24 protein-coding genes and 1 pseudogene are annotated in these 21630 nt (G+C 46.9%); 3 read left to right on the top strand and 22 right to left on the bottom strand.

The features are described 5' to 3' along the window. Positions 1-129: 129 nt before the first annotated feature. From OCV11_RS04640 to OCV11_RS04630, 3 genes are all read left to right on the top strand, one after another. Positions 130-1128 carry a branched-chain amino acid aminotransferase gene (locus OCV11_RS04640; protein WP_261895284.1) on the top strand — a complete coding sequence of 333 codons (999 nt, stop codon included), beginning with the start codon at positions 130-132 and terminating at the stop codon, positions 1126-1128. 177 nt (positions 1129-1305) lie between these two features. After that, positions 1306-1809, top strand: a complete 504-nt coding sequence (locus OCV11_RS04635; protein WP_261895283.1) for a VC2046/SO_2500 family protein — start codon at positions 1306-1308, stop codon at positions 1807-1809. A 176-nt stretch (positions 1810-1985) separates the two neighbouring features. Continuing rightward, positions 1986-2651 (top strand): SDR family oxidoreductase, encoded by a 666-nt coding sequence (locus OCV11_RS04630; RefSeq protein WP_261895282.1) that lies wholly within the window; start codon positions 1986-1988, stop codon positions 2649-2651. Here OCV11_RS04630 and OCV11_RS04625 read toward each other — a convergent pair whose 3' ends face one another. The 22 genes and pseudogenes from OCV11_RS04625 to OCV11_RS25045 all read right to left on the bottom strand — a co-directional run. Then, positions 2652-3404, bottom strand: coding sequence for an MlaA family lipoprotein (locus tag OCV11_RS04625; RefSeq protein WP_261895280.1), 753 nt, complete (start codon positions 3402-3404; stop codon positions 2652-2654). 60 nt (positions 3405-3464) lie between these two features. Continuing rightward, the gene (ccmI, locus tag OCV11_RS04620; protein ID WP_261895279.1) at positions 3465-4676 is read right to left on the bottom strand and encodes a c-type cytochrome biogenesis protein CcmI; all 1212 of its coding nucleotides are present in this window, start codon (positions 4674-4676) and stop codon (positions 3465-3467) included. Continuing rightward, positions 4673-5155 (bottom strand): cytochrome c-type biogenesis protein, encoded by a 483-nt coding sequence (locus OCV11_RS04615; protein ID WP_261895277.1) that lies wholly within the window; start codon positions 5153-5155, stop codon positions 4673-4675. The genes ccmI and OCV11_RS04615 overlap by 4 nt, the downstream gene beginning before the upstream one ends. Then, the gene (locus OCV11_RS04610) at positions 5152-5706 is read right to left on the bottom strand and encodes a DsbE family thiol:disulfide interchange protein (protein WP_261895276.1); all 555 of its coding nucleotides are present in this window, start codon (positions 5704-5706) and stop codon (positions 5152-5154) included. Before OCV11_RS04610 ends, OCV11_RS04615 begins: the two co-directional genes overlap by 4 nt. Continuing rightward, entirely contained in the window at positions 5703-7658 is a 1956-nt protein-coding gene (locus tag OCV11_RS04605) for a heme lyase CcmF/NrfE family subunit (protein WP_261895274.1), read from the bottom strand. The genes OCV11_RS04610 and OCV11_RS04605 overlap by 4 nt, the downstream gene beginning before the upstream one ends. Then, positions 7655-8143 carry a cytochrome c maturation protein CcmE gene (gene ccmE / locus OCV11_RS04600; RefSeq protein WP_261895272.1) on the bottom strand — a complete coding sequence of 163 codons (489 nt, stop codon included), beginning with the start codon at positions 8141-8143 and terminating at the stop codon, positions 7655-7657. The genes OCV11_RS04605 and ccmE overlap by 4 nt, the downstream gene beginning before the upstream one ends. After that, positions 8140-8346 (bottom strand): heme exporter protein CcmD, encoded by a 207-nt coding sequence (ccmD, locus tag OCV11_RS04595; protein WP_261895271.1) that lies wholly within the window; start codon positions 8344-8346, stop codon positions 8140-8142. The genes ccmE and ccmD overlap by 4 nt, the downstream gene beginning before the upstream one ends. A 1-nt stretch (position 8347) precedes the next feature. Then, entirely contained in the window at positions 8348-9103 is a 756-nt protein-coding gene (locus tag OCV11_RS04590) for a heme ABC transporter permease (RefSeq protein WP_261895269.1), read from the bottom strand. Positions 9104-9292: 189 nt separating this feature from the next. Next, a complete protein-coding gene (gene ccmB / locus OCV11_RS04585; protein ID WP_261895268.1) occupies positions 9293-9961 on the bottom strand; it encodes a heme exporter protein CcmB in 669 nt (222 codons plus the stop codon). Then, entirely contained in the window at positions 9958-10581 is a 624-nt protein-coding gene (gene ccmA / locus OCV11_RS04580) for a cytochrome c biogenesis heme-transporting ATPase CcmA (RefSeq protein ID WP_261895266.1), read from the bottom strand. The genes ccmB and ccmA overlap by 4 nt, the downstream gene beginning before the upstream one ends. 225 nt (positions 10582-10806) lie before the next feature. Continuing rightward, positions 10807-11310, bottom strand: a complete 504-nt coding sequence (locus OCV11_RS04575; RefSeq protein WP_261895264.1) for a DUF2802 domain-containing protein — start codon at positions 11308-11310, stop codon at positions 10807-10809. Then, positions 11310-11798 carry a chemotaxis protein CheW gene (locus tag OCV11_RS04570; RefSeq protein WP_261895263.1) on the bottom strand — a complete coding sequence of 163 codons (489 nt, stop codon included), beginning with the start codon at positions 11796-11798 and terminating at the stop codon, positions 11310-11312. The genes OCV11_RS04575 and OCV11_RS04570 overlap by 1 nt, the downstream gene beginning before the upstream one ends. 36 nt (positions 11799-11834) lie before the next feature. Next, positions 11835-12926: a chemotaxis protein CheW gene (locus tag OCV11_RS04565; RefSeq protein WP_261895261.1), complete on the bottom strand. Its 1092-nt coding sequence runs from the start codon at positions 12924-12926 to the stop codon at positions 11835-11837. Next, a complete protein-coding gene (locus tag OCV11_RS04560; protein ID WP_261895260.1) occupies positions 12919-13695 on the bottom strand; it encodes a ParA family protein in 777 nt (258 codons plus the stop codon). The genes OCV11_RS04565 and OCV11_RS04560 overlap by 8 nt, the downstream gene beginning before the upstream one ends. Positions 13696-13704: 9 nt before the next feature. After that, entirely contained in the window at positions 13705-14841 is a 1137-nt protein-coding gene (locus OCV11_RS04555; protein ID WP_261895258.1) for a protein-glutamate methylesterase/protein-glutamine glutaminase, read from the bottom strand. A gap of 28 nt (positions 14842-14869) precedes the next feature. After that, on the bottom strand, positions 14870-17248 hold the full coding sequence (locus OCV11_RS04550; protein WP_261895257.1) for a chemotaxis protein CheA: 2379 nt from the start codon (positions 17246-17248) through the stop codon (positions 14870-14872). 9 nt (positions 17249-17257) lie between these two features. Next, the gene (locus tag OCV11_RS04545; protein ID WP_261895255.1) at positions 17258-18007 is read right to left on the bottom strand and encodes a protein phosphatase CheZ; all 750 of its coding nucleotides are present in this window, start codon (positions 18005-18007) and stop codon (positions 17258-17260) included. Positions 18008-18065: 58 nt separating this feature from the next. Further along, positions 18066-18434: a chemotaxis response regulator CheY gene (gene cheY / locus OCV11_RS04540; protein ID WP_000697869.1), complete on the bottom strand. Its 369-nt coding sequence runs from the start codon at positions 18432-18434 to the stop codon at positions 18066-18068. Positions 18435-18479: 45 nt separating this feature from the next. Continuing rightward, positions 18480-19214, bottom strand: coding sequence for an RNA polymerase sigma factor FliA (locus OCV11_RS04535; protein WP_261895254.1), 735 nt, complete (start codon positions 19212-19214; stop codon positions 18480-18482). Further along, positions 19207-20094: a MinD/ParA family protein gene (locus OCV11_RS04530; protein WP_261895253.1), complete on the bottom strand. Its 888-nt coding sequence runs from the start codon at positions 20092-20094 to the stop codon at positions 19207-19209. The genes OCV11_RS04535 and OCV11_RS04530 overlap by 8 nt, the downstream gene beginning before the upstream one ends. 12 nt (positions 20095-20106) lie before the next feature. Next, a complete protein-coding gene (flhF, locus tag OCV11_RS04525) occupies positions 20107-21204 on the bottom strand; it encodes a flagellar biosynthesis protein FlhF (RefSeq protein ID WP_373332818.1) in 1098 nt (365 codons plus the stop codon). Continuing rightward, a pseudogene (locus tag OCV11_RS25045) lies at positions 21177-21618 on the bottom strand (flagellar biosynthesis protein FlhF); the annotation flags it as partial. The pseudogene OCV11_RS25045 and the gene flhF, both read right to left, overlap by 28 nt. Positions 21619-21630: the final 12 nt, after the last annotated feature.

The raw sequence follows: 21630 nt of genomic DNA, 5'->3' as shown, positions 1-21630 counted from the left end.
CGCTCTTTCTTACAAACTCGATCTGTTTTAGTATTCTGAGATTAGGTCTTGGACGACTCATCTTATCGCCTGCCCAAACTTAATCGCACAACATCTTTTCAATTATATTTATTCATTAGGGAAATCATAATGGCGGCTTTTGGTAGCGTGTTCATGCCGAAAATGGCAATGGCAACCTTCGAAAATAATCAATGGTCTGAAACTAAAATCGTTGATTCAAACAGCATCTCTCTTCATCCAGGTGCACACGTTCTACACTACTCAAGTACTTGTTTTGAAGGCTTGAAAGCGTTCCGTCACGAAGACGGCAGTGTGCACGTCTTTCGAATGGACCAAAACATTGAACGTTTTGCTCAAAGCAGTCACTTACTTGCACTACCAGAGCTAAACAAAGAGCAGATCAGCGACATGATTAAAACCATCGTGGCTGAATTCGCAGCAGATGTTCCAGAAGCACCAGGATCTATGTACATTCGTCCAACACACATTGGTACAGAAGCTCAGATTGGTAAAGCTGCATCTGCAACAAACAGCTCTATGGCGTACATTCTTCTTTCTCCAGTGGGCGACTACTTCGCTGGCGGTGCTCACGCACTGCGTCTAATGCTGGATGAAACCGGTCAACGCTGTGCGTCACACATGGGGATGATCAAGAGCGGCGGTAACTACGCTAGCGCGTTGCGTCCAACCATCGAAGCGAAACAAAAATACCAAGCAGACCAAATCCTTTTCTGCCCAAATGGTTACATCACTGAAACTGGCGCAGCAAACTTCCTATTGGTTGATGGTAATGAAATCATTACTAAAGCATTGGATTCAAGCTTCCTACATGGTGTTACTCGCTCAAGTATCCTGACTATTGCTAAAGACCTTGGTATGACAGTAAGTGAACGTGAAGTGTCAGTAGAAGAGCTTCTAGAACGTGCAGCGAAACCTGGCGTTGAAGCGATGCTTTCTGGTACAGCTGCAGTGCTAACTTCAGTAGGTACTTTCATTTACAACGGTAAAGATTACCCAGTCGGTAATGGTGATATCGGCCCAATGGCGACCAAACTACGCCAAGCATTGAATGACATTCAATGGGGTAAAGCACCAGATACACACAACTGGTTAACTAAGATTGCTTAAGTCTTAGTGCATTTGATGCTACCGAATCAAGCCAGCGCCCAGTCGCTGGCTTTTTATTTGCCCTCCAACGGTTAACCCCATTGACGACTCTCTTGGCTTGCTTGGTAATTAATCCAATAAAAAGCCTCAAGTTTTCGCCTGACGCGCCGTTAAGGTGAATAACTTACGGAGAGCACAATGCAAGTTCATACTTTAGACAAAGCAGCGATAATTAACGAGCTTAAGGTCGGTACTGGGATTAACCAAGCCGTCCACCAAGCCCGTCGTGCTGATTTTGCCCTGATGCTCGCGATGTTCTCCAATGACGTACGGGACAACACCCCGGTCGATCAGATTGATGAGACCATTACTACGGATAAACTGCTACGTCAGCGTTTTCAATTGCAAGAGCCACAAGCACTGCAAAACGATCAAAGCTCTTATGCGATTTCTGCTGAGCAAGCCAAACAGTTTCATGATGGTGGTTTGGCAAGCGCAAAACTCAGTCACTATCTGATTCCAGATGCGCTCACCTATCTCCCTGAAGATACCCAAGGTTTCCCTGAAGATGTCTACTTCAACCTCTCAGGACATGAGCGTCGCCATTTGGCAGATAAAGCACCTAAGAAGTTGTTACCTGCTGATTTATATCAACAATTAGTCTACGCTAACCGCCACGATCAGATCCGAGCACAGGCTTAAGTGTAACGCTTAGTGCTATACACTCGTTTGTGTGAATCGCAGCAAAGAAACCCACCCTATTTGTTCCCCAAGCAGTGATCTTTGATCTTATTCACACTGTGAATTGATCTCATCAACCATGCTGTCAAAACCCTCTAAGAAAGGGAGCCGTTCAATAAATTAGGTGGGAGAGTGGGATGAAAATAGAAAGTGCTGTTATTTTAATCACTTCCGCGAGTTCTTTACTCGGCAGATCACTCGCCATTCACTATGCTCGCTTAGGCGCACGCTTGATCCTTTGTGATCACGATGAAACCAACTTAATGAAAACGGTGCAGCTGTGCCGAGATGTCAATGATCAAGTACACTCCTGTGTGCTGACCTCTTGCCAACCTAAAGCAGTCGAAGCGATTCTCGATTTTGTGCAGGAAACTTACCATCAGGCACCAGATGTACTAATCAACCACTGGCCTAATGTGGTACTGCCCTCTTTCGTCGACGAAGCGGCTTCCGATCAATTCGTGCAACAATGGAGCACCTTAACGGCACACTTCTTCTTATTTGGCTATGGCTGTGCGGAACGTATGCGGCAAGCGCAAAACAAAGGTGTGATCGTTAACGTCATCTCGTACAGTGGAGCCATGGAATTGAACGGGTTAGTCAGTGCAAGCTCGATGGTGTCTGGTTTTACCCAAAGCTGGGCTCAAGAGCTAACCCCTTTCAACATTCGTGTCGGAGGTGTCGTCCCGCAGCTCTCTAATGAGCCACATCACAGTGAATCGTTGCATTATGATGAGCTCACTCGCCACACGGAATACATCGTGGCGAATGAGTATTTTAGCGGTCGGGTGATGAGCGCTTAATCAGTACTGATCGAGATAATCGTCTAGCTTATCTTCTTCTTCTGCGTTGTAGTCATCTTTGGTAACTTCCGCTTTAAAGTCGAGATGTTGCAGATAAGCATCACGCGTGAAGGCGTAAGGATCGGGAGAGTTTTTGAGCATAGGTTCTTGTTGAACCAGTGCGGCACGGGTTTCTAAACCTTGGAAAACAAATTTACCGATGCTAGCCCAAATATTGAGATAAGAGAGCGGCAAGTAGGTGGAGTCAACTAAATCAGCCCCATCACGCAAAGCATAAGGCCCTGCCCCTGGAACCATCACATATGGTCCTTTACCGACCCCATAGTGACCAATCGCATCACCAAATTCCTTTTGATCTTGTTTATTGATTCCCGCCGCCGAAGCGATATCAAATAGACCTAAAATACCGAAAGTAGAGTTAATCCAAAAACGGTTGAAGTGGTTTAGTGCTTTACGCCCATTACCCATGATGATGTTGTTCACCATGCTTGCTGGTTCATCTAAGTTACCAAAAAAGTTCGAGATCCCGGAGCGCACAGGTGTCGGTACATAATCGACATAGGCTAAGGAAACCGGACGGAGAACATATGGGTCGAGGTAATCGTAATTCACCGTCCACATGGTACGGTTGAAGCCCTCTAACGGGTCATCATTATTGGTTTCTTGGGCTCCCTGCTGATCTGGCGCAGAGCTACAGCCCGCTAGGGCAACAATGACCCCTAAGAAAAAGGCGCGAAAAAGGCGGTTATTCATACTGTAATCCGTAAAAATGGCACAATGGCCCGTGTTAACTCAACTGACTGATTGCACTTTTTAGTGCGAATGAATGAGTACCTCTACTGGGTCCCCTAAGGTTACTGGCCCGCTAACGCCAATCCAATCGCCATTTTGTGTGGAAACATTTCCGTCCAAATCGATACGTGCTTTCACCACTAGCTGTTTCAAATCCGATAAACGGCGCTGCGGTGTTAAATTGTTCTGATCGGTCAGTACCACATGATGCGGAAACGGCTGGGTAGAAAAACGAGCCGCGGCCACTGGCATTCCTTGACCAGAACTATCTTGAACCGAAACAATCAAAATGGCGTTTTTAGGGATGACTATCGTTTTGTCGATCGCAATCGACACCGCCACCCCATGACTCATGTTGTCACCCTGCAATTGACGGGCTTTAGCAATGCTGTCAGCTAGCATAGCATACCGTTGATCATTCGCAGGAATCGCACTTTGCATCTTTTGCCAATACGAGATAGCGTCCCCATATTTTTGCTGCGAAAACGCGTCATATGCCAATAAGGACTGCGCTTGAAACGCCACTGATGGCATATCTAACAGCGGCAACAGCAGATCACGCCCTTGTTGCTGCAATCCTTCATCGGACGTCAAAATCAAACTCTGCCCATAAGCCAGCGTGATGTTGGCATCTTGTTTGGCTAACTCATGTGCTTTACCAAAAGCGGGGATAGCAATAGCGCTTGCTTGCGCCGCCGTAGCCACTCTCCCTAACATAGTCCAGCCAGTCGCATCATTCGGATTTTGCGCCAAACGAGTTCGTAACGCCAAAATCAGATCTTGCATATCGCTGGTGCTTAAAGCCCCTTGCGACGTAATTAGTTTTTCCGTTAACTGCTCAGAGGAGTGCTGAACTTGCTGCCAATGGCTTACTTGTTGATATCCACCCACCCACGCGTACATGGCTCCGCAAAGACCTAGCATCACAATCGAGGCCAACAGCACTAACCGCTTTTCAGACAAAGGTAATGCGGTTTGGTTTCCACTGCTCGCAGCAGGAATATCATCAAGTAGCGATTGCTTAAGTTCCGTCACTAACGCTTGCTCGTCAGAGGCTAATCCTTGATCCGCTTCGAGAGTTAACTCCGCTAAACGCTCTTGATAAAAGGTTTTACTCAGTTGCTCGCGTACCTCACCCGACACTGACTGATGTCGAGAACGATACCAAGGCAAACAAACTACCGTTAGAGCGAACAGTACCAGCACGAGAACGCCTATCCAAAATTCAATCATTTGTGCTCCTCATGCTTATCAGAGGAAGCGAGCAACGATTGTAAGCGAGCCTCTTTATCACTGTCCCACCCCTGCGTTGCGCCAAGATCCGGGGCTGCAAGACGATGACGCCGCCATATAAATACGCCCCCTAGCATCAGCACCAACAGTGGTCCGACCCACAAGATTAATGTCCCAAGGGTTAAGGGCGGGTTATAAGTAATAAAATCACCGTAACGCGCAACCATATAATCGATAATTTCTTGGCGACTTTTGCCTTGAATGGTCATTTCATACACTTTATGGCGCAGGTCCTGAGCCAATGCGGCGTTGGAATCAGCAATGGTGTTGTTTTGACATTTAGGGCAACGGAGCGTGGAACTCAATTCCTGAAACTGTTGCTCCTGCTGCGCAGAATCAAAATGGTAAACGTCAATCGCCGCTAAGGAACTGCCCGCCCAAAACAGGAGAAAAGCAACAAATGCAGTGCGCCACATCATGAGTGATTCTCCTGCAGTAATTTTTGATAAAGCGGCTCAAGCTTGTTATGCCAATTTTGGGCATTCACATCACCCACATGGCGATAGCGAATCACACCGTTGGCGTCGATAAGAAATGTTTCTGGAGCGCCATAAACACCGAGATCTAAGCCGAACATACCATCGCCATCAAACAAGTTCACCGCATAAGGGTCACCCGCCTGATTGAGCCAAGTAATTGCCTTGGCACGATCATCTTTGTAATTCAGACCAACGATATTGACCCCTTGGTTCGCTAGCTGATTTAAGAATTGATGCTCAGCATGGCAGGTGGGACACCATGTCGCCCAAACGTTCAGTAAAAGTGGCTTACCTTGAAACAGGCTTTGATCATACTGTTTATTGTCGTCAAACAAATTCGGCAGCTGAAACTCTGGTACCGGTTTGCCCACCAATACTGATTCCAGTTTCGTTGGATCATCACCTTGTGCGTTATCCATAAGTTGGGTGGTAAACATCACCACTAAGCCAACAAATAGTACGAGAGGAATAAAAAGAAGTTTCTTATTCATGCTTTCGCCTCCTTACGTAATTTAAATCGATAACGTCGATCAGTTATCGCCAATAATCCGCCAAACGCCATAAGCAGTGCACCACCCCAAATCCAACGAATAAAGGGTTTGTAATAAATCCGCACCGCCCAAGCGCCTTCAGAGCCCAATGACTCTCCTAGCGCTAGGTAAAGATCACGAGTCACACCACGATCAATCGCAGCTTCCGTCATCATCGACCGCGCCACCGGATAAAAACGTTTTTGCGCATATAACGTGTTGACCCACTTGCTATCAACTCGAATCGTAAATTTGCCTTCGTAGCCGCTGTAGTTTGGTCCTTGGATATTTTGCAGTCCTTCAAATTCGAACTGATAACCAGCGACAGTGACCTGCTGCCCAGGCGCTAAACGCAGATCTTTCTCCACGCCATAGTTTTCAATCATGGCCACACCGATGATGGTTACCGCCAACCCTAAGTGAGCAAACCACATCGCCCAGTGACTGCGCGGTAGCTTAGTCACACCTTGCCTAAAACTGTGGCGATGGGTCGCACGAAGATAGATCTCATAGCAATGAAGCAACACTATCCACCATGCGAGTACCCAGCCCATCATCGCCATCGGGCGAAGATGGTCGGCAAAAAGCGTCAGCATCAAACCGCCTAAGATCAAGGCCAAAACACCTGAGATAATCATAGGCTTGATCAATTGCGCTCCCTGCTCGCGCTTCCAACGGATCAGCGGGCTAATACCCAAAATCAGCGCAAATGGCAGCATTAACCAAGCAAACATCACATTAAAGAAAGGAGCACCAATGGAAACCGAGCCTAAACCTAGCTGCTTATGCACTAACGGCAGCAAGGTGCCCAATAACACAATCACCAAAGCACACATCAGCAGGATGTTATTCAGTAACAATGCGTTTTCCCGCGATAACAGCGCAAACTGAGTTTGCACGCGAATTGCCCCGCCTTTTAAAGCGAACAGGAGCAGTGAGCCACCAATGACAATCACCAGTAAACTCAAAATAAATAACCCGCGGGAAGGATCTGAAGCAAAGGCATGCACTGAAACCAAAATGCCGGAACGCACCAAAAATGTCCCGAGTAGACTGAGGGAGAAAGCGCAAATTGCCAGTAATACGGTCCACGCTTTAAACGTGCCGCGTTTTTCACTGACCGCAAGAGAATGGAGCAACGCGGTTCCAGCAAGCCAAGGCATTAATGATGCGTTTTCCACCGGGTCCCAAAACCACCAGCCGCCCCAGCCAAGTTCGTAATAGGCCCACCATGACCCCAAACAGATCCCCACGGTGAGAAACATCCACGCTGCCGTTGTCCAAGGTCGAGACCAACGCGCCCAAACCGTATCCAATTTTCCTGTCATCAACGCCGTGATAGCGAAGGCAAAAGCCACCGAAAAACCTACGTAGCCGGTATACAACATCGGAGGGTGAATAATCAGTCCAGGATCTTGCAACAGTGGATTAAGGTCGCGTCCATCCACTGGGAAGTAAGGTAAGGTGCGAGTAAATGGGTTAGACGTCAGGAGGATAAACGTCAAAAATCCAACACTGATCATCCCCATAATCGCCAAAACACGCGCCACCGCATCTATCGGTAGAGCACGGCTGCCACGAGCAACCGCTAACGTCCACGCGCTTTGGATAAACACCCAGAGCAATAAAGAACCTTCATGAGCGCCCCATACGGCCGTCACGCGATAATACCAAGGCAATTGACTGTTCGAGTTTTGCGCCACGTATTGCAGCGTAAAATCGTTACTGTAAAACGCCCAAGCTAAGGCGATAAAGGAGAGTGCAATAAAGGTAAACAGTGCTGTAGCTAATGGTCTTGCACAGGCCATCAAGCTAGCGCTTTGATATTTGGCCCCCACTAAAGGTAAAACGCTCAGCAGTAGCGCGATACCCCAACCCAAGATAAGGGCGATATGTCCTAGCTCGGCAATCATGGTTGCACCGCCGCCGCACTGGCTGAATTTTTCTGAGCTTGGATAAAGGCATGATTATTCTTCATCACTTCTTGAACATCTGGCGGCATATAGTTTTCATCGTGTTTTGCCAACACTTCTACCGCTTTTACAGTATCACTGCTCGTCAATACCCCTTGCGCCACAATACCTTGTCCCTCACGAAACAAATCTGGCAAAATTCCTTCGTATTCCACTGTCACTGAAGGGCCGATATCGTGGAGCTGAAAAGTGACTTTAAGCGAGTTTGGATCACGATGTACTGAACCAACGACCACCATGCCACCGATACGTAAACGTTCACCGACTTGGGGAACATGCCCATCACGACCGTAAACAATTTGGCTTGGCGTATAAAATAGATTCATATTCTGGTTCAAAGCATACATCACCAGACTCAAGGCTATCGCCACGGCAACCACAATGCTGGTCACCACAATCAGGCGCTTTTTACGTCTTGGATTCATAACGTGTTTTCCATGTTTTTCGCTTGGGCTACCCGCGCTTGACGGGCCAATCTCTCTGTCACATCACGCAAAATTTTGCGCCGACGACGCAGGCTATTCCAAACCAGTATCAGCATGGAGCAAAGAGTAATCCCCACCGCACTCCATACATAGGCGGCATAGCCCCCCATTAACCAAAAGTCATTCATAGAGGCAAAAAACATGTTATGCGCCCTCCTTTGCGATGCTTTTGGTTGCCATAGCGACCACCCAAGGACGATGGCGTTCTTGGCTCAGTATTTCATTACGCACTCTGAGCAATGCCACTGCGCCAATGAAAAAAGCAAAACCGAGGATATTAATGAGTAATGGCCACAACATATCTAACGCCATGGCAGGCTTAGCAAAACGAGTAATGGTCGCGCCCTGATGTAAAGTATTCCACCACTGTACCGAGTAGTGAATGATTGGGATATTAATCACCCCAACGAGCGCTAGAATATTGGCTGCATCCGAGCCGGTATCGGTATTATCAAAGGCATGATAGAGGGCGATAACCCCCAAATAGAGAAACAGCAGAATCAGTTCTGAAGTGAGGCGTGCGTCCCACACCCACCAAGTGCCCCACATAGGTTTACCCCAAATGGAACCCGTCACTAGCGCAATAAACGTCATCACCGCGCCAATCGGCGCAATGGCTATCGCCACATAATTAGCCATTTTTATCTGCCACACAATGGTAATCAGTGCGGCAATCGCCATTGCAACATAGATCCCCATCGACCACATTGCCGCTGGCACATGCAGATAGATAATTCGAAAACTGTTGCCCTGCTGATAATCGGCGGGCGCAAACGCTAGGCCCCATACCGTACCGACACAGAGAAATATTGCCGCTGCGATACTAAACCAAGGTAACCACCAGCCACACAGACGATAAGCAGTCTCTGGCTTGGCATAAGGGTGAAGCCATTTCCACATAGTTGAATCTCACTTTCATTGCTTCCTCGATACGCCTCATTTTGATAAAGGCCATCCGAGCTCTCCATACTTGGAGTTATTGTTTTATCTTTGTTTTTTTGACGGCCGTAAAGATAGTTATCTCTATGGCTTTCATCTGCAGTGGCTGGTGGCATCACCTGCACGTGACCACCAAGCTCTATCGCACATCTATCGCACACTAATACGTAAGGCAGCACTAATCGCAAAAGGTGCCAATACAATCGCCAATACTAAAATTGCTGCCAAAATGGCGAGCTGACCTAAATACGCCATCCCCATGGCAGCCGCATCGACCGCCGAGGTAGCAAAGATCAATACGGGAATAAACAGTGGCAGCACTAACAAACTCAGTAGCACTCCCCCTTTACGTAAACCAACCGTTAAACCAACCCCAATAGCACCAATAAAACTTAATGCAGGCGTTCCCAGCAACAAGGTTAATGCAACAGCACACCAGGTCCTGACATCTAAGGATAGCAATACAGCAAGCAAAGGGCTGATGAGTAACAGGGGTAATCCGGTTAAAATCCAGTGCGCTACGATTTTGGTGATCACAATCAGCGGTAACGAAACCGGCGTCAGCATTAATTGTTCAAGCGAGCCATCAGTGAAATCGTCACGAAACAGTCGCTCTAAAGAGAGCAGAGCCGACAATAACGCGGCGACCCAAATGATACCCGGCGCAATTCGTTGGAGCATTTGCGGATCTGGCCCCACACTGAGAGGAAATAAGGTGATCACCAAAACGAAAAACCATAATGGGTTAAACACTTCGGCTAAGCGGCGATAAGCGATGAGAAGTTCACGAGATAAAAGCGCCAGCAGAGCTTGCATCATGAGTGCTTCTCCAAGCGCAGCGTTTTCAGTAATCGATGATCATTGATCAGAGCTTGGTGAGTGGTTAAAAGCACCATGCCACCTTGCTGTGCGTGTTGGACAAACAGAGCTTCCAGTACTTTTACCCCTTGTTTATCAATGGCGGCTAATGGCTCATCCAAAATCCACAACGGATGGTCGCTTAACCATAATCGGGCTAAGGCAACGCGACGCTGCTGTCCTGCTGATAATTGAGACACAGCCAAATCTTCACGTCCCACTAAACCCACTTTGGCCAGCACCGTCAGTAGCGTCTCTTCGGATGTCACTTTTCCGACCATCTTTTGGTAAAACCGTAAGTTTTCTAATGCGGTCAGTTCACGCTTAATTCCGGGTAAATGACCAATAAAAAGCATCGCTTGGTGATAGGTATCGCGTTGTGAAGCAATAGGTTCGCCATGCCACAACACCTCTCCTGAATGGCTTTTCCCTAGGCCAGCAATAATCCGCAACAGTGTGGTTTTCCCTGCACCGTTCTCCCCTTCAATTTGCAAAATATCCCCCGCTTCTAATGTGAAGGAGAGCGATTGAAATAAAGGAAGGTCATCACGTATGACACTCAGATTATTAACAGTGAGCATAGAGATCTCTTAGGATGAAATATCACGCCATGTTACCACAATGAGAAGCTACCGAGACAGCTCTTAACCCCGTCAAATCATCGATTTACATCATTTTATTTTACTAAAAATTCACAAAATCGATTTTTATTAACAAAAGTATTCAGCAAACAAACGAGGAGGATAAAAAGAAAACCGCTGTTGATAAACCTAGCCCATGTAGGCTTATCAACAGCGGCTCAGAGATTAAGGCTTTCTTCGAATAGGTCGGCGCGTTGGAGAATCGTCGTGCTGCCCATCTGGATTACTGGTTAATGGTGGAACCGCTTCACGCCCTGCAAGTTTGTTTTGCAGCGACATCATCAATTCCGCTTCCGCTTTTGGCAATTCGCATTCAGAGATAAGCTCATCAACGTCAGCACCCAATTTCACCATTTTGGTCGCACGGCTATATAAGCGAGCATCGTTATCTTCGTTTTCCAAGGCCATAATGCGCTCATTTAAATGAGAAATGATGTCTTGTTGCTCGGAGACACGCTGTCCTAAACCCACAACCACAGAACGGACTTCAAGCAACTGTTTATTTGCTTTCGCCAATTCTTTATCTAACGCCCGATTCTGCTGACGTAAACCATCACCCTGCTTAGTCAACTCGCGGCGGACTTGAAGCAAGATCATAATCAGCAAAACTAGAATTAATACAAATCCCCCTGCAATGACAGGAGGATTCATCCATGACCACATATTCATTACATGTGAGCCATTTCATCCCATTCTTCGTCGGTCAGTAGTTTATTCAAGTCAACAAGAATCAACAACTTACCATCGCGGTTGCTAACCCCTTGAATGAATTTAGCACTCTCATCGGTACCCACGCTTGGTGTAGTATCAATTTCAGAAGAACGCAGATAAACCACTTCAGCCACGCTATCAACTAGGATACCGATAACTTGACGTTCAGATTCAATCACGATAATACGGGTGTTATCGGTAATCTCGCCCTGCATCAAGCCGAAACGAGCACGGGTATCAATAACGGTGACAACGTTACCACGAAGGTTGATGATACCTAAAACATAATCTGGCGCACCAGGTACAGGAGCGATCTCAGTGTAACGCAGTACTTCACGTACTTGCATTACGTTAATGCCGTAAGTCTCTTCTTCTAGTTGGAATGTTACCCACTGAAGCACTTCGTCATTGGAGTTCTCTTTTCTCACTTCTACGTTTTGAGACATACCTTTTCCTCTCTACGTCGTCTCCGACCAAAAAAACTATTTATCGAGCGCTTTCACATCGAGCCCTGCATTAAGCATAGCTATCAATGCATCAACATGGATCAAAGCACACATTTTTTCTTTTACCATGCCCGCTAGCCAAGGCCGTTTACCCACTTGCTCTCGCCAGCGCACCTGTTCACTTTTAAGAAGCTCTGTGCCCATCAATTGTGAACAAGCCAGCCCCCACATACTTTCACCGAGCATAACAATATACTGGTATGCCTCTTTATAGCTCTCATCGTGCAGCTTCTCAGCCATTACCCATTTGGCGGTATCAACCACATCCAATTGAGCATCACGTTGAGTTTGAAGACCAAGATACCAAGCAGGTCGACCAATCAAATGGTTAAGACTTGTTTTGCGATGTATGCCCCCGAGCTCATCAAGAGGAACCGCAAACGTCACACCGTTGACGTCAAAATAAAGCACCTGAAAGGCATTATGGCGTACCGGATTTTGCCAGTTTTCCAAATCCAAACCACCGGTTTGAGTTTGAGGTTTAACCTGTTCTTCAACAACAATTTCCGGTTCCACCGCGCTGGTTTCAACAACAGTTTCTTGCCATTGTGATTCCAATTCGGTTTCTGTTTCAACTTCGGTTTGTGCAACCCAAGTCTCTTCAATTACAGTTTCTGCAATCTCTTCTTGAGGTTCTACGATCACTTCAACCGTGTGATGATGAGGTTCACCCTCGTCATCTTCAGTTAGCGTCTCAACATCCCATTCCTGAATCTCATCAATAACAGGTTCGGTTTGTACAGGCTCTTGAGCAATCTCAACCGTGTTTTGCTCCATCATCTCATCGAGATGAAGCTCTGCTACAGGGTTACTCTGTTCTAACTGATTAAGCAGTCTCTGAACTTCTTCCAGATTCGCGCCTGGTAACTCTTCAATGTCTTCATCATCAACAAACAGCATCGAAGATGAATACGGTTCTTCTACTGGCGCAGCCTTACGAGCAAGTTCAGGTGCCGCTTCGTTTTTTTTCGGAGCAGAGAAATCTTCATCTCCCCACTCTTCAGAAAGCAGTGCTGTAAAATAGTCATCTAACGCCTGTTCACTCGACAGGTGCGGCGCACTACTCATCGATCGCTAGCCTCTCTAAATGCAGTAATAGTTGCTTATAAGCAAAAACGCCACGGCTGCCCTCTGCAAAATGCGATGCAGGTAAGCGCTTTAGACTCGCGTCACGAAACTTAGTATCGATCGGAACCGCTGATGTCCAAACTTTGTCAGGGTAATCACGTTTCAATTGAGTCAAAGTCTGCAATGATGCTCTGGTACGTTTATCGTACATGGTTGGCACGATCGTCACTTTAAACTCTTTATTACGCGACTTCTGCATGATAGCTAAGGTGCGCACCATGCGTTCTAGCCCTTTCATCGCCAAAAATTCCGTTTGCACCGGAATCAAAATACGATCACTGGCAGCTAGTGCATTGACCATCATTACGCCGAGAATCGGCGGACAATCGATGAGCACGTAGTCGTATCGCTTACGCAGCGCGAGCAAAGCACGCTTTAAAATCAAGCCCATACCACTACGGTTCCCCATCACACGATCGAGTGTTGCTAACGACATGTGTGCGGGAATAATATCAATACCCTGAATATCAGTGCGTAAAATCAGCGGACCAACCGCTTGCTCAGTAAAATCTGTCAGTTGAAACAAGTCAAACAAACTGGCAGGCACGGCATCAGAATCAAACCCCAAATAGGTGGTTAAGGATGCATGGGGATCGGTATCCACCAGCAACACGCGCTTACCCTGTTTACTCAACAAACCAGCTAATGTAATGGTGGTTGTGGTTTTACCCACCCCACCTTTCTGGTTCGCGACACTCCAAACAATCATGCAGTACCCTTATCCTAGACCGACTTCCACTAACATACGTTCAGAGATTCGATCTAGAGGCAAGTCTTCCGATGAAATACCCGCTTTAGCGACCGCTTGTGGCATGCCATACACCACACAGCTTTCTTCATCTTGAGCCCAAATCGTCGAACCCGCTTCTTTTAGCATCCGCGCGCCATCACGACCATCAGCGCCCATCCCAGTCAGGATCATAGAAAGCACTTTGTCGCCAAACACTTTTGCTGCCGAACCAAAGGTGACGTCAACGCAAGGTTTGTAGTTCATGCGATCGCCACCATCAAGAATGCGCAGCTTAGCCGCACCAGGACGACCTTCCAACATCATCTGTTTGCCACCTGGTGCTAAATAGGCAACGCCAGGACGCAGCACATCACCGTCTTCCGCTTCTTTCACTTCAATTTGACACAGTGAATTAAGACGGCTGGCAAACGCTGCCGTAAATGTTGCAGGCATGTGCTGCACAAGCACGATAGGGTGTGGATAGTTACCCGGAAGCTTAGTCAATATTTTCTGCAAAGCGACTGGACCACCGGTTGATGTTCCAATCGCGGTCAGTTGATATTTTTTCCCTGTGGCTTTAAAGCGACCAAGCGATGCACTGCTTGGTCTTGCTGGAGCCGTCGGCGTCACACTTGGACGTTGAGTACGATCGAATGGGCTTGTTGTCGTTGATAATGACGACATCGTCGGTGTCGGGCGACTGATAGACGCACGACGCATTAGCCCTTTCTTCGACGCAATCTCAAGCACCCGCTGTTGCAGGACACTGACAGCCTCATCACGGTTACGTGCAATGTCTTCAAATTTCTTTGGTAAGAAATCCAAAGCACCTGCATCTAAAGCATCTAATGTTGCTTTTGCGCCCTCATGGGTCAGTGAAGAGAACATTAGGATTGGAATAGGACCTTTTGCCATGATTTCACGCACAGCAGTGATCCCATCCATCACTGGCATCTCCACATCCATGGTGATCACATCCGGCTTAAGACTCAGTGCTTTATCCACTGCTTCTTTGCCGTTAACCGCCACATCAATGACTTCTAACCGCGGTTCAGAGTTGATGATCTCGCTTACTCGACGTCGGAAAAAGCTTGAGTCATCAACAACTAGCACTCTAATCGCCATAGTTATCCTTATAGTTTTATATGGTCACTTAGATTCGTGAAGCAGCCGCGTACTGCTTAAGCAGATCCGGCACATCGAGAATTAACGCAATGTGACCGTCACTAGTAATCGTCGCACCCGCCATACCTGGAGTACCTTGCAGCAATTTATCCAGAGGCTTAATCACCACTTCTTCTTGACCAATCAAGGTATCTACAACAAAACCAACACGTTGGCTGCCAATTTGGACAATCACGACGTGACCTAAGCCTTGGCCTTTGCGAGCAGCCTTACGACCTTTCTGTGGTGCCAACCAGTTTTGTAAGTAGAACAGTGGGATAGATTTATCACGAACAATAATCGTCAATTGTCCGTCAACCACGTTAGTACGACCCAAATCTAAATGGAAAATTTCATTCACGCTTGCTAGCGGTAGGGCAAATGGATGACCACCGACACCAACCATCAAGGTTGGAAGAATCGCCAACGTTAGCGGAACTTTAATCGTAATCTTGGTTCCCTTGCCCATTTCTGAATCGATATCAATCGAACCGTTTAGGGTATTAATCGCAGTTTTTACTACGTCCATCCCTACACCACGACCAGAGATATCGGAAATCTTCTCTTTACTTGAGAAGCCAGGCATGAAAATCAAGTTGAAACATTCTTTATCTGACAAACGAGATGCAGCGTCTTCATCCATCATGCCGCGTTTCACCGCGATACTACGTAACTTCTGCGGATCCATACCAGCACCATCATCGATGATGGCCAGTTCAATATGGTCGCCTTCTTGTGACGCAGACAGAATCACTTTACCGGTACGAGGTTTACCAGATTGCTCACGAACATCTGGCATCTCAATCCCGTGGTCAACCGAGTTACGCACCAAGTGGATCAATGGGTCAGCCAGAGCTTCCACCAAGTTTTTATCCAAATCGGTCTCTTCGCCACGTAATTCCAAAGCAATGTCTTTTTCTAGGCTACGCGCCAAGTCACGAACCACGCGAGGGAAACGGCCAAATACTTTCTTAATTGGCTGCATGCGGGTTTTCATTACCGCGCCCTGCAGGTCTGCAGTTACTACGTCTAAGTTAGCCACTGCTTTCGACATTTCTTCGTCGTTGCTGTTCAAACCAAGGCTAAGTAAGCGGTTACGCACTAGCACCAACTCACCCACCATGTTCATAATGATGTCGAGTGTTGAGGTATCAACACGAACAGTGGTATCAGCTTGTTGAGCTGACCCTTTCTTCGCGACAGCTTGCTTATCTTCTGCGTCAGATGAAGAGGCAGCTACTTTCGCAGGAGGAGCACTCTTTTCTGCAGGCGCAGGTTTTGGTGCCGCTTTCGCTACAGGAGCTGCGGGTTTCGCTGCAGGCTTTTCAGCTGGCTTAGCTGCGGGAGCTGGTTTGGCAGCCGCGGCTGGTTTTGGATTTTGTGAAACAGGTTTAGTTGCTGCTTCTAGTTCATCAACAGATGGACCTTTCCCAGTACCGTGCAATTCATCCAGCAGCTTTTCAAACTCATCATCCGTCATCAAGTCACCGTCCATTGAAGAAGGTGCTTTTGCTGCCGGTTTTGCTGGTTGTTTTGGTGCAGCCGGAGCCGCAGGAGCCGCTGCTACAGGTTCATGAGGTTTGTCCGAGTTAGCAGGGCCTTTTCCAGTTCCATGCAACTCATCAAGCAATTTTTCAAACTCGTCATCCGTGATGTCACCGCTTGCAGTGGAAGCTGCCGCTGGTTTTGCTGGCGCAGCCGCAGGAGCGGCAGGTTTTGCTTCAGCCTTATGACCTGGTGCAGAACCTTTACCGTGCAATTCATCAAGGAGTTTTTCGAATTCGTCTTGAGTAATTTCGTCAATTGAGTTGGCATCCACTGCTTTTGCGGGCTTTTGCGCCGCTGCAGGTGCTTCAACCACTGGCTCTTCAACCACAGGTTCTTCTTCAATCAACACTTCTTCTTCAAATTCTTCGACTGCTTCATCTTCCATTGCTACGTCTTCTACGACGTCAGCTGTGTCATCCTCATCTTCTGATTGAGGGCGACTCAAGTGATGCAGTTCATCAAGCAAACTAGGATCGGCAGCTTGGAGAGGTTCACGTTCTTGCACGGCACTAAACTGTTCGTTAACGGTATCAAGTGCACGAAGCATGGTATCCATTAAATTAGGAGAAACGCTACGTTGCCCGTTACGTAATGTATCGAACACGTTTTCAGCACCGTGGCAAGTCTCAACCAATTCGGTCAATGACAAGAACCCGGCTCCGCCTTTAACGGTATGAAAGCCGCGGAAAATCGCGTTTAAAAGATCTTTATCTTCAGGATTGTTTTCTAGTTCAACCAATTGCTCTGACAGCAATTCGAGTATTTCACCCGCTTCTACCAGAAAGTCTTGAAGAATGTCCTCGTCTAATTCGTAGCTCATACGTTACCCCTAAAAACCAAGACTCGATAACAAATCGTCTACTTCGTCTTGCGATGCCACAGCATCTTCTCGCTCATGAGGATTCATAATTGGACCCTCAGCTTCAGTTGCTGATTTATCCTTATTATCCGCTTTATTGTCGGTTTGAGTTGTCCCAAACACTGTAAGAATATCAACCAAGCGTTTTTCCACTTCGCTGACTAATGTTATGACGCGTCGAATGATCTGCCCGGTTAAGTCTTGGAAATCTTGAGCCATCAAGATCTCGGTTAATTGGCCACGCAATTCACTACTGTCACCTTCCACTAGAGAAAGTAAGTCATCGATCCGGTGACATAGTGTTTTGAATTCGACCAAATCAATCTTACCGTGCATCAGTTGATTCCACTGTGGGCGAACCTGCAGCAAACTCTCGTGCATACGATCAGCGATAGGCATACAACAATCAACTGCGTCCATGGTTTTGTTCGCAGCGACTTCCGTTTTTTCAATCACATAGTTTAGTCGATCACGTGCATCAGGAATTTCATCGTTAGCGATTTCAGTCATGCGATCATCAATATGAAAATGCTTAAGTGAATCATGTAATTCACGGGTCAGCGTCCCGATTTCCTGGAGCATTGGATCTCGCTTAACGACCTCTTGCAAATCCTCACTGTGCTGAGCAAGGTTCATTTGCGCGACTAAAGCTGTTGCTTCATCTTGTAAACCGTTTTCAACGAGTTGAACGAGTTCTTTGGCTTGTTCTAATGAAATCATTCTGAGTAGCCTCTATAAGCTTAATGAATAGATCACCTTTTGCGACGAACAAAGGCGCTTATAGACGCTCAAAGATTTTGTCTAGTTTTTCTTTCAGCGTTGCTGCTGTGAATGGTTTCACAATATAGCCGTTAACACCTGCTTGAGCTGCTTCAATGATCTGTTCGCGTTTTGCTTCAGCAGTGATCATAAGAACAGGAAGATGCTTAAGCTCTTCATCAGCACGAATATTTTTAAGCAGGTCGATACCTTGCATGCCTGGCATGTTCCAGTCAGTCACTACAAAGTCAAAATCCCCTTTCTTAAGCATTGGCAATGCCGTTAAACCGTCATCAGCTTCTTGGGTGTTGTTGAAGCCAAGATCACGAAGAAGGTTCTTTACAATACGGCGCATTGTTGAGAAGTCATCAACAATAAGGATCTTCATGTTTTTATTCAAAATTGCCTCCACTGAGTTCAAATTCAGTGATATTTAGTCATTTTCTGTCCAAGAACTCAACTTTGTTCGTAGACGCTGCATTGATTGGCTGAGTATCTGGCTGACGCGAGATTCACTAACACCGATGACTTCACCAATTTCTTTCAAGTTTAGTTCTTCATCATAATAGAGCGAAAGTACCAAAGCTTCACGCTCTGGAAGTGATTTTATTGATTCAACTAATGCTTTTCGAAACGATTCATCGGCAACACCCTTGAATGGTGAATTATCTTCATCATCGTCAATGGGTGAGATAGCGTCATCAGCGACACCCAAATCTTCCATACCAACTATTCGCGAACAGTTAATATCGTTGAGTGCACCGTGGTACTGTTCTAGCGACATCCCCAAATACTTTGCTATTTCAGAATCAGAAGGATCCCTGTTGAGCTCGCCTTCTAATGTTGAGATAGCCTGGCTAATTTCTCGATTCACCCGATGAACCGAGCGTGGTACCCAGTCACCACGTCGAATATCGTCGAGCATAGCTCCACGAATTCGAATTCCTGCGTAGGTTTCAAAGCTGGCGCCTTTAGTCCCGTCGTAGTTACGCTGTGCTTCCAGCAGGCCAACCATGCCTGCTTGGATTAAATCTTCAATAAGGACGCTTGGAGGTAATCGCCCAATTAAGTGATGAGCAATACGCTTAACCAATACGGAATATTTCTCCAGGAACAGCTGTTGGCCGTTCACATTTCCGTGTTGATCATAAGTTAGCGCTTTATTCACCAAAAGGTTCCCCTACTATTTCCGTACGATTAAGTAGCCGTTCGACAAAGAACTCTAAATGTCCACTTGGAGTTCTCGGAATTGGCCATGTTAAAGCTTTGGTCGCTAATGAGCTAATTGCAAGTGCCGCTGGTGAGCGAGGGAAAGCATCGACCACAATTTTTTGTTTTTTCACGGCTTGGCGCACATTATCATCTAAAGGTATGCACGCAACGAGCTCTAAGCTAACATTCAAGAACCGCTCTGTGACTAATGTCAATTTTGCAAACAATTCTCGACCTTCTCGATAACTTCTGACCATATTGGCAACGATTTTAAAACGTTGCACTTGGTGCTCTCTGCTGAGCAATTTGATCAGCGCATAAGCATCTGTGATCGAGGTCGGCTCATCACATACCACCACAACTACATCTTGAGCTGCACGTGAAAAGCTTACTACCATATCAGAAATCCCGGCAGCTGTATCGACTAACAACACATCCATTTCGTCTTCTAGACTACCAAAAGCACGAATTAAACCAACATGTTGCGCGTGTGATAACTCTGTCATCGACTGTGTACCTGAGGTCGCTGGGATAATTCTAATCCCAAATGGACCTTCCACAATCGCGTCTTTTAGCTCGCATTCACCAGCCAAAACATGTCCGAGGTTGCGTTTAGGGCGAATTCCAAGCATGACATCGACGTTGGCTAAGCCTAAGTCAGCATCAAGCACCATGACTTTTTTCCCTTGGCGAGCCATACAGATCGCCATACCGAGAGTCACGTTGGTTTTCCCTACACCACCTTTACCACCAGTGACAGCAATCACTTTAGTAAGAGAGGGTTGGGTTAAGCGGCGTAATCCGCTAGCTTGGTCATATATCATTTTATTCGTCATAATCATCGCCGCCTAGAATTTCTCTACGTCACTAGCCCAATAGTGAGGTTCATTTTCTGTCGACTTTTCCAGTAACTCGTTAGCTTTAGATACCATGTATTTTGGCTGGGCAATCACGATATCTTCGGGCACACGCTGACCATTGGCGATGTAGGCCACTGGCAAAGCGTTCTGTACCACAACACTGACAAATTCCCCTAAACTCAAGCACTCATCTAGCTTGGTCATAATGCATCCAGAAAGAGGTATCCTTCTGAAATGTTCAATCGTTTCCTGCAGCACTTTGCGTTGCGCTGTCGCAGGTAGCACAAGGTAGCTATGAATCACTTCACCGCTCTCTTGCATCAGCGTATCCAATTGCTCAGAAAGCCTTACGTCACGCTGCCCCATACCTGCTGTATCGACCAGAATTAGACGACGATTTCGCAACTGAGATATTACATCGGCTAACTCTTTGGAATCTTTAGCAACTTTTACAGGACAACCCATAATTCGTCCGTAGATGGATAATTGTTCGTGCGCACCGATACGATAAGTATCCGTTGTCACCAGTGCGACGTTGTCTGAACCGTATTCCATCGCAGCACGAGCTGCCAATTTTGCGACCGTGGTGGTTTTACCTACGCCTGTTGGGCCAAGAAGAGCCACAACACCGCCGCGTTTAAGAATATCTTGTTTAGAAACAGGGACTTGATCAGCAACCAAACGCAATAATGCTTTCCATGCTTTTGGTGGAGGTGTCTCTTCTGGGATATAACAAGCCAATTGATCGGCTAAATCCAACGATACGCCCATACGTTCTAAACGACGAATTAACATGGCACGAAGCGGCTCACGGCGCTCAACCTCTTGCCACATCAATCCTGAAACTTGATGTTCGAGAAGACGACGAATCGACTCCATCTCTTCACGCATGCTTTCCAATTCTTCTGCAGCAATCGTCGCTTCTTGGTCACGACGCGAACGCTCAAAACGAGTTGGATCCAATTTTGGTGTTTGACGTCCGCGCGTATCATCACTGCTATCACCACTTCGAGATAAAGCGGGAGACTCTGAGTAACGAGAAATAGGACCATTTCCTTGACGCTGCTCTGCTTGACGTCTCAGCAATGCCGTAAGTGAGTCGGTTTCTTCGTTTTGGCCACGATCATCATCGTCACCATGATTCACTTGGGTATTACTGTATTGCTTGAGCATGTTGGCGAAACGCTGCGTCATTGAGCGACCTTGCTCAGCACCGCCTTTAAGACTCACGCGATCGTCTTCCAGCTCACGCGAACTTGCACGTGCCGGAGCGGGTGCCGGTTTGGCAGCTGGACGTGATACAGGCTCTCTAGCAGGTTGCGCGGCATAACGGTTTGACGCCCCCTTAGGTGCGGGGGTATCGCCATCTACAGCAGCCACGATCTCTACACCGCCAGCTACTTTTTTATTCGACATGATCACCGCATCCGCCCCAAGTTCTTCTTTCACTTGAAGCAGAGCTGTTTTCATATCTCTGGCAAAAAATCGTTTAATCTTCAAAGCAAATATCCG

The organism is Vibrio porteresiae DSM 19223 (genome assembly GCF_024347055.1).
Taxonomy (GTDB): Bacteria; Pseudomonadota; Gammaproteobacteria; order Enterobacterales; family Vibrionaceae; genus Vibrio; species Vibrio porteresiae.
This window is presented reverse-complemented; position numbering and strand designations above follow the sequence as displayed.

Bases quoted from the DNA above. Each gene is read 5' to 3' on its own strand.
- OCV11_RS04610 (WP_261895276.1), bottom strand. From the start codon at position 5,706: ATGAATAAGAAACTTCTTTTTATTCCTCTCGTACTATTTGTTGGCTTA.
- OCV11_RS04605 (WP_261895274.1), bottom strand. From the start codon at position 7,658: ATGATTGCCGAGCTAGGACATATCGCCCTTATCTTGGGTTGGGGTATC.
- ccmI (WP_261895279.1), bottom strand. From the start codon at position 4,676: ATGATTGAATTTTGGATAGGCGTTCTCGTGCTGGTACTGTTCGCTCTA.
- OCV11_RS04640 (WP_261895284.1), top strand. From the start codon at position 130: ATGGCGGCTTTTGGTAGCGTGTTCATGCCGAAAATGGCAATGGCAACC.
- cheY (WP_000697869.1), bottom strand. From the start codon at position 18,434: ATGAAGATCCTTATTGTTGATGACTTCTCAACAATGCGCCGTATTGTA.
- OCV11_RS04615 (WP_261895277.1), bottom strand. From the start codon at position 5,155: ATGATGTGGCGCACTGCATTTGTTGCTTTTCTCCTGTTTTGGGCGGGC.
- OCV11_RS04635 (WP_261895283.1), top strand. From the start codon at position 1,306: ATGCAAGTTCATACTTTAGACAAAGCAGCGATAATTAACGAGCTTAAG.
- OCV11_RS04565 (WP_261895261.1), bottom strand. From the start codon at position 12,926: ATGAGTAGTGCGCCGCACCTGTCGAGTGAACAGGCGTTAGATGACTAT.
- OCV11_RS04545 (WP_261895255.1), bottom strand. From the start codon at position 18,007: ATGATTTCATTAGAACAAGCCAAAGAACTCGTTCAACTCGTTGAAAAC.
- OCV11_RS04575 (WP_261895264.1), bottom strand. From the start codon at position 11,310: ATGAATATGTGGTCATGGATGAATCCTCCTGTCATTGCAGGGGGATTT.
- OCV11_RS04530 (WP_261895253.1), bottom strand. From the start codon at position 20,094: ATGACGAATAAAATGATATATGACCAAGCTAGCGGATTACGCCGCTTA.
- OCV11_RS04560 (WP_261895260.1), bottom strand. From the start codon at position 13,695: ATGATTGTTTGGAGTGTCGCGAACCAGAAAGGTGGGGTGGGTAAAACC.
- OCV11_RS04625 (WP_261895280.1), bottom strand. From the start codon at position 3,404: ATGAATAACCGCCTTTTTCGCGCCTTTTTCTTAGGGGTCATTGTTGCC.
- ccmB (WP_261895268.1), bottom strand. From the start codon at position 9,961: ATGATGCAAGCTCTGCTGGCGCTTTTATCTCGTGAACTTCTCATCGCT.
- ccmD (WP_261895271.1), bottom strand. From the start codon at position 8,346: ATGTTTTTTGCCTCTATGAATGACTTTTGGTTAATGGGGGGCTATGCC.
- OCV11_RS04555 (WP_261895258.1), bottom strand. From the start codon at position 14,841: ATGGCGATTAGAGTGCTAGTTGTTGATGACTCAAGCTTTTTCCGACGT.
- OCV11_RS04570 (WP_261895263.1), bottom strand. From the start codon at position 11,798: ATGTCTCAAAACGTAGAAGTGAGAAAAGAGAACTCCAATGACGAAGTG.
- OCV11_RS04550 (WP_261895257.1), bottom strand. From the start codon at position 17,248: ATGAGCTACGAATTAGACGAGGACATTCTTCAAGACTTTCTGGTAGAA.
- ccmA (WP_261895266.1), bottom strand. From the start codon at position 10,581: ATGCTCACTGTTAATAATCTGAGTGTCATACGTGATGACCTTCCTTTA.
- OCV11_RS04590 (WP_261895269.1), bottom strand. From the start codon at position 9,103: ATGTGGAAATGGCTTCACCCTTATGCCAAGCCAGAGACTGCTTATCGT.
- ccmE (WP_261895272.1), bottom strand. From the start codon at position 8,143: ATGAATCCAAGACGTAAAAAGCGCCTGATTGTGGTGACCAGCATTGTG.
- OCV11_RS04630 (WP_261895282.1), top strand. From the start codon at position 1,986: ATGAAAATAGAAAGTGCTGTTATTTTAATCACTTCCGCGAGTTCTTTA.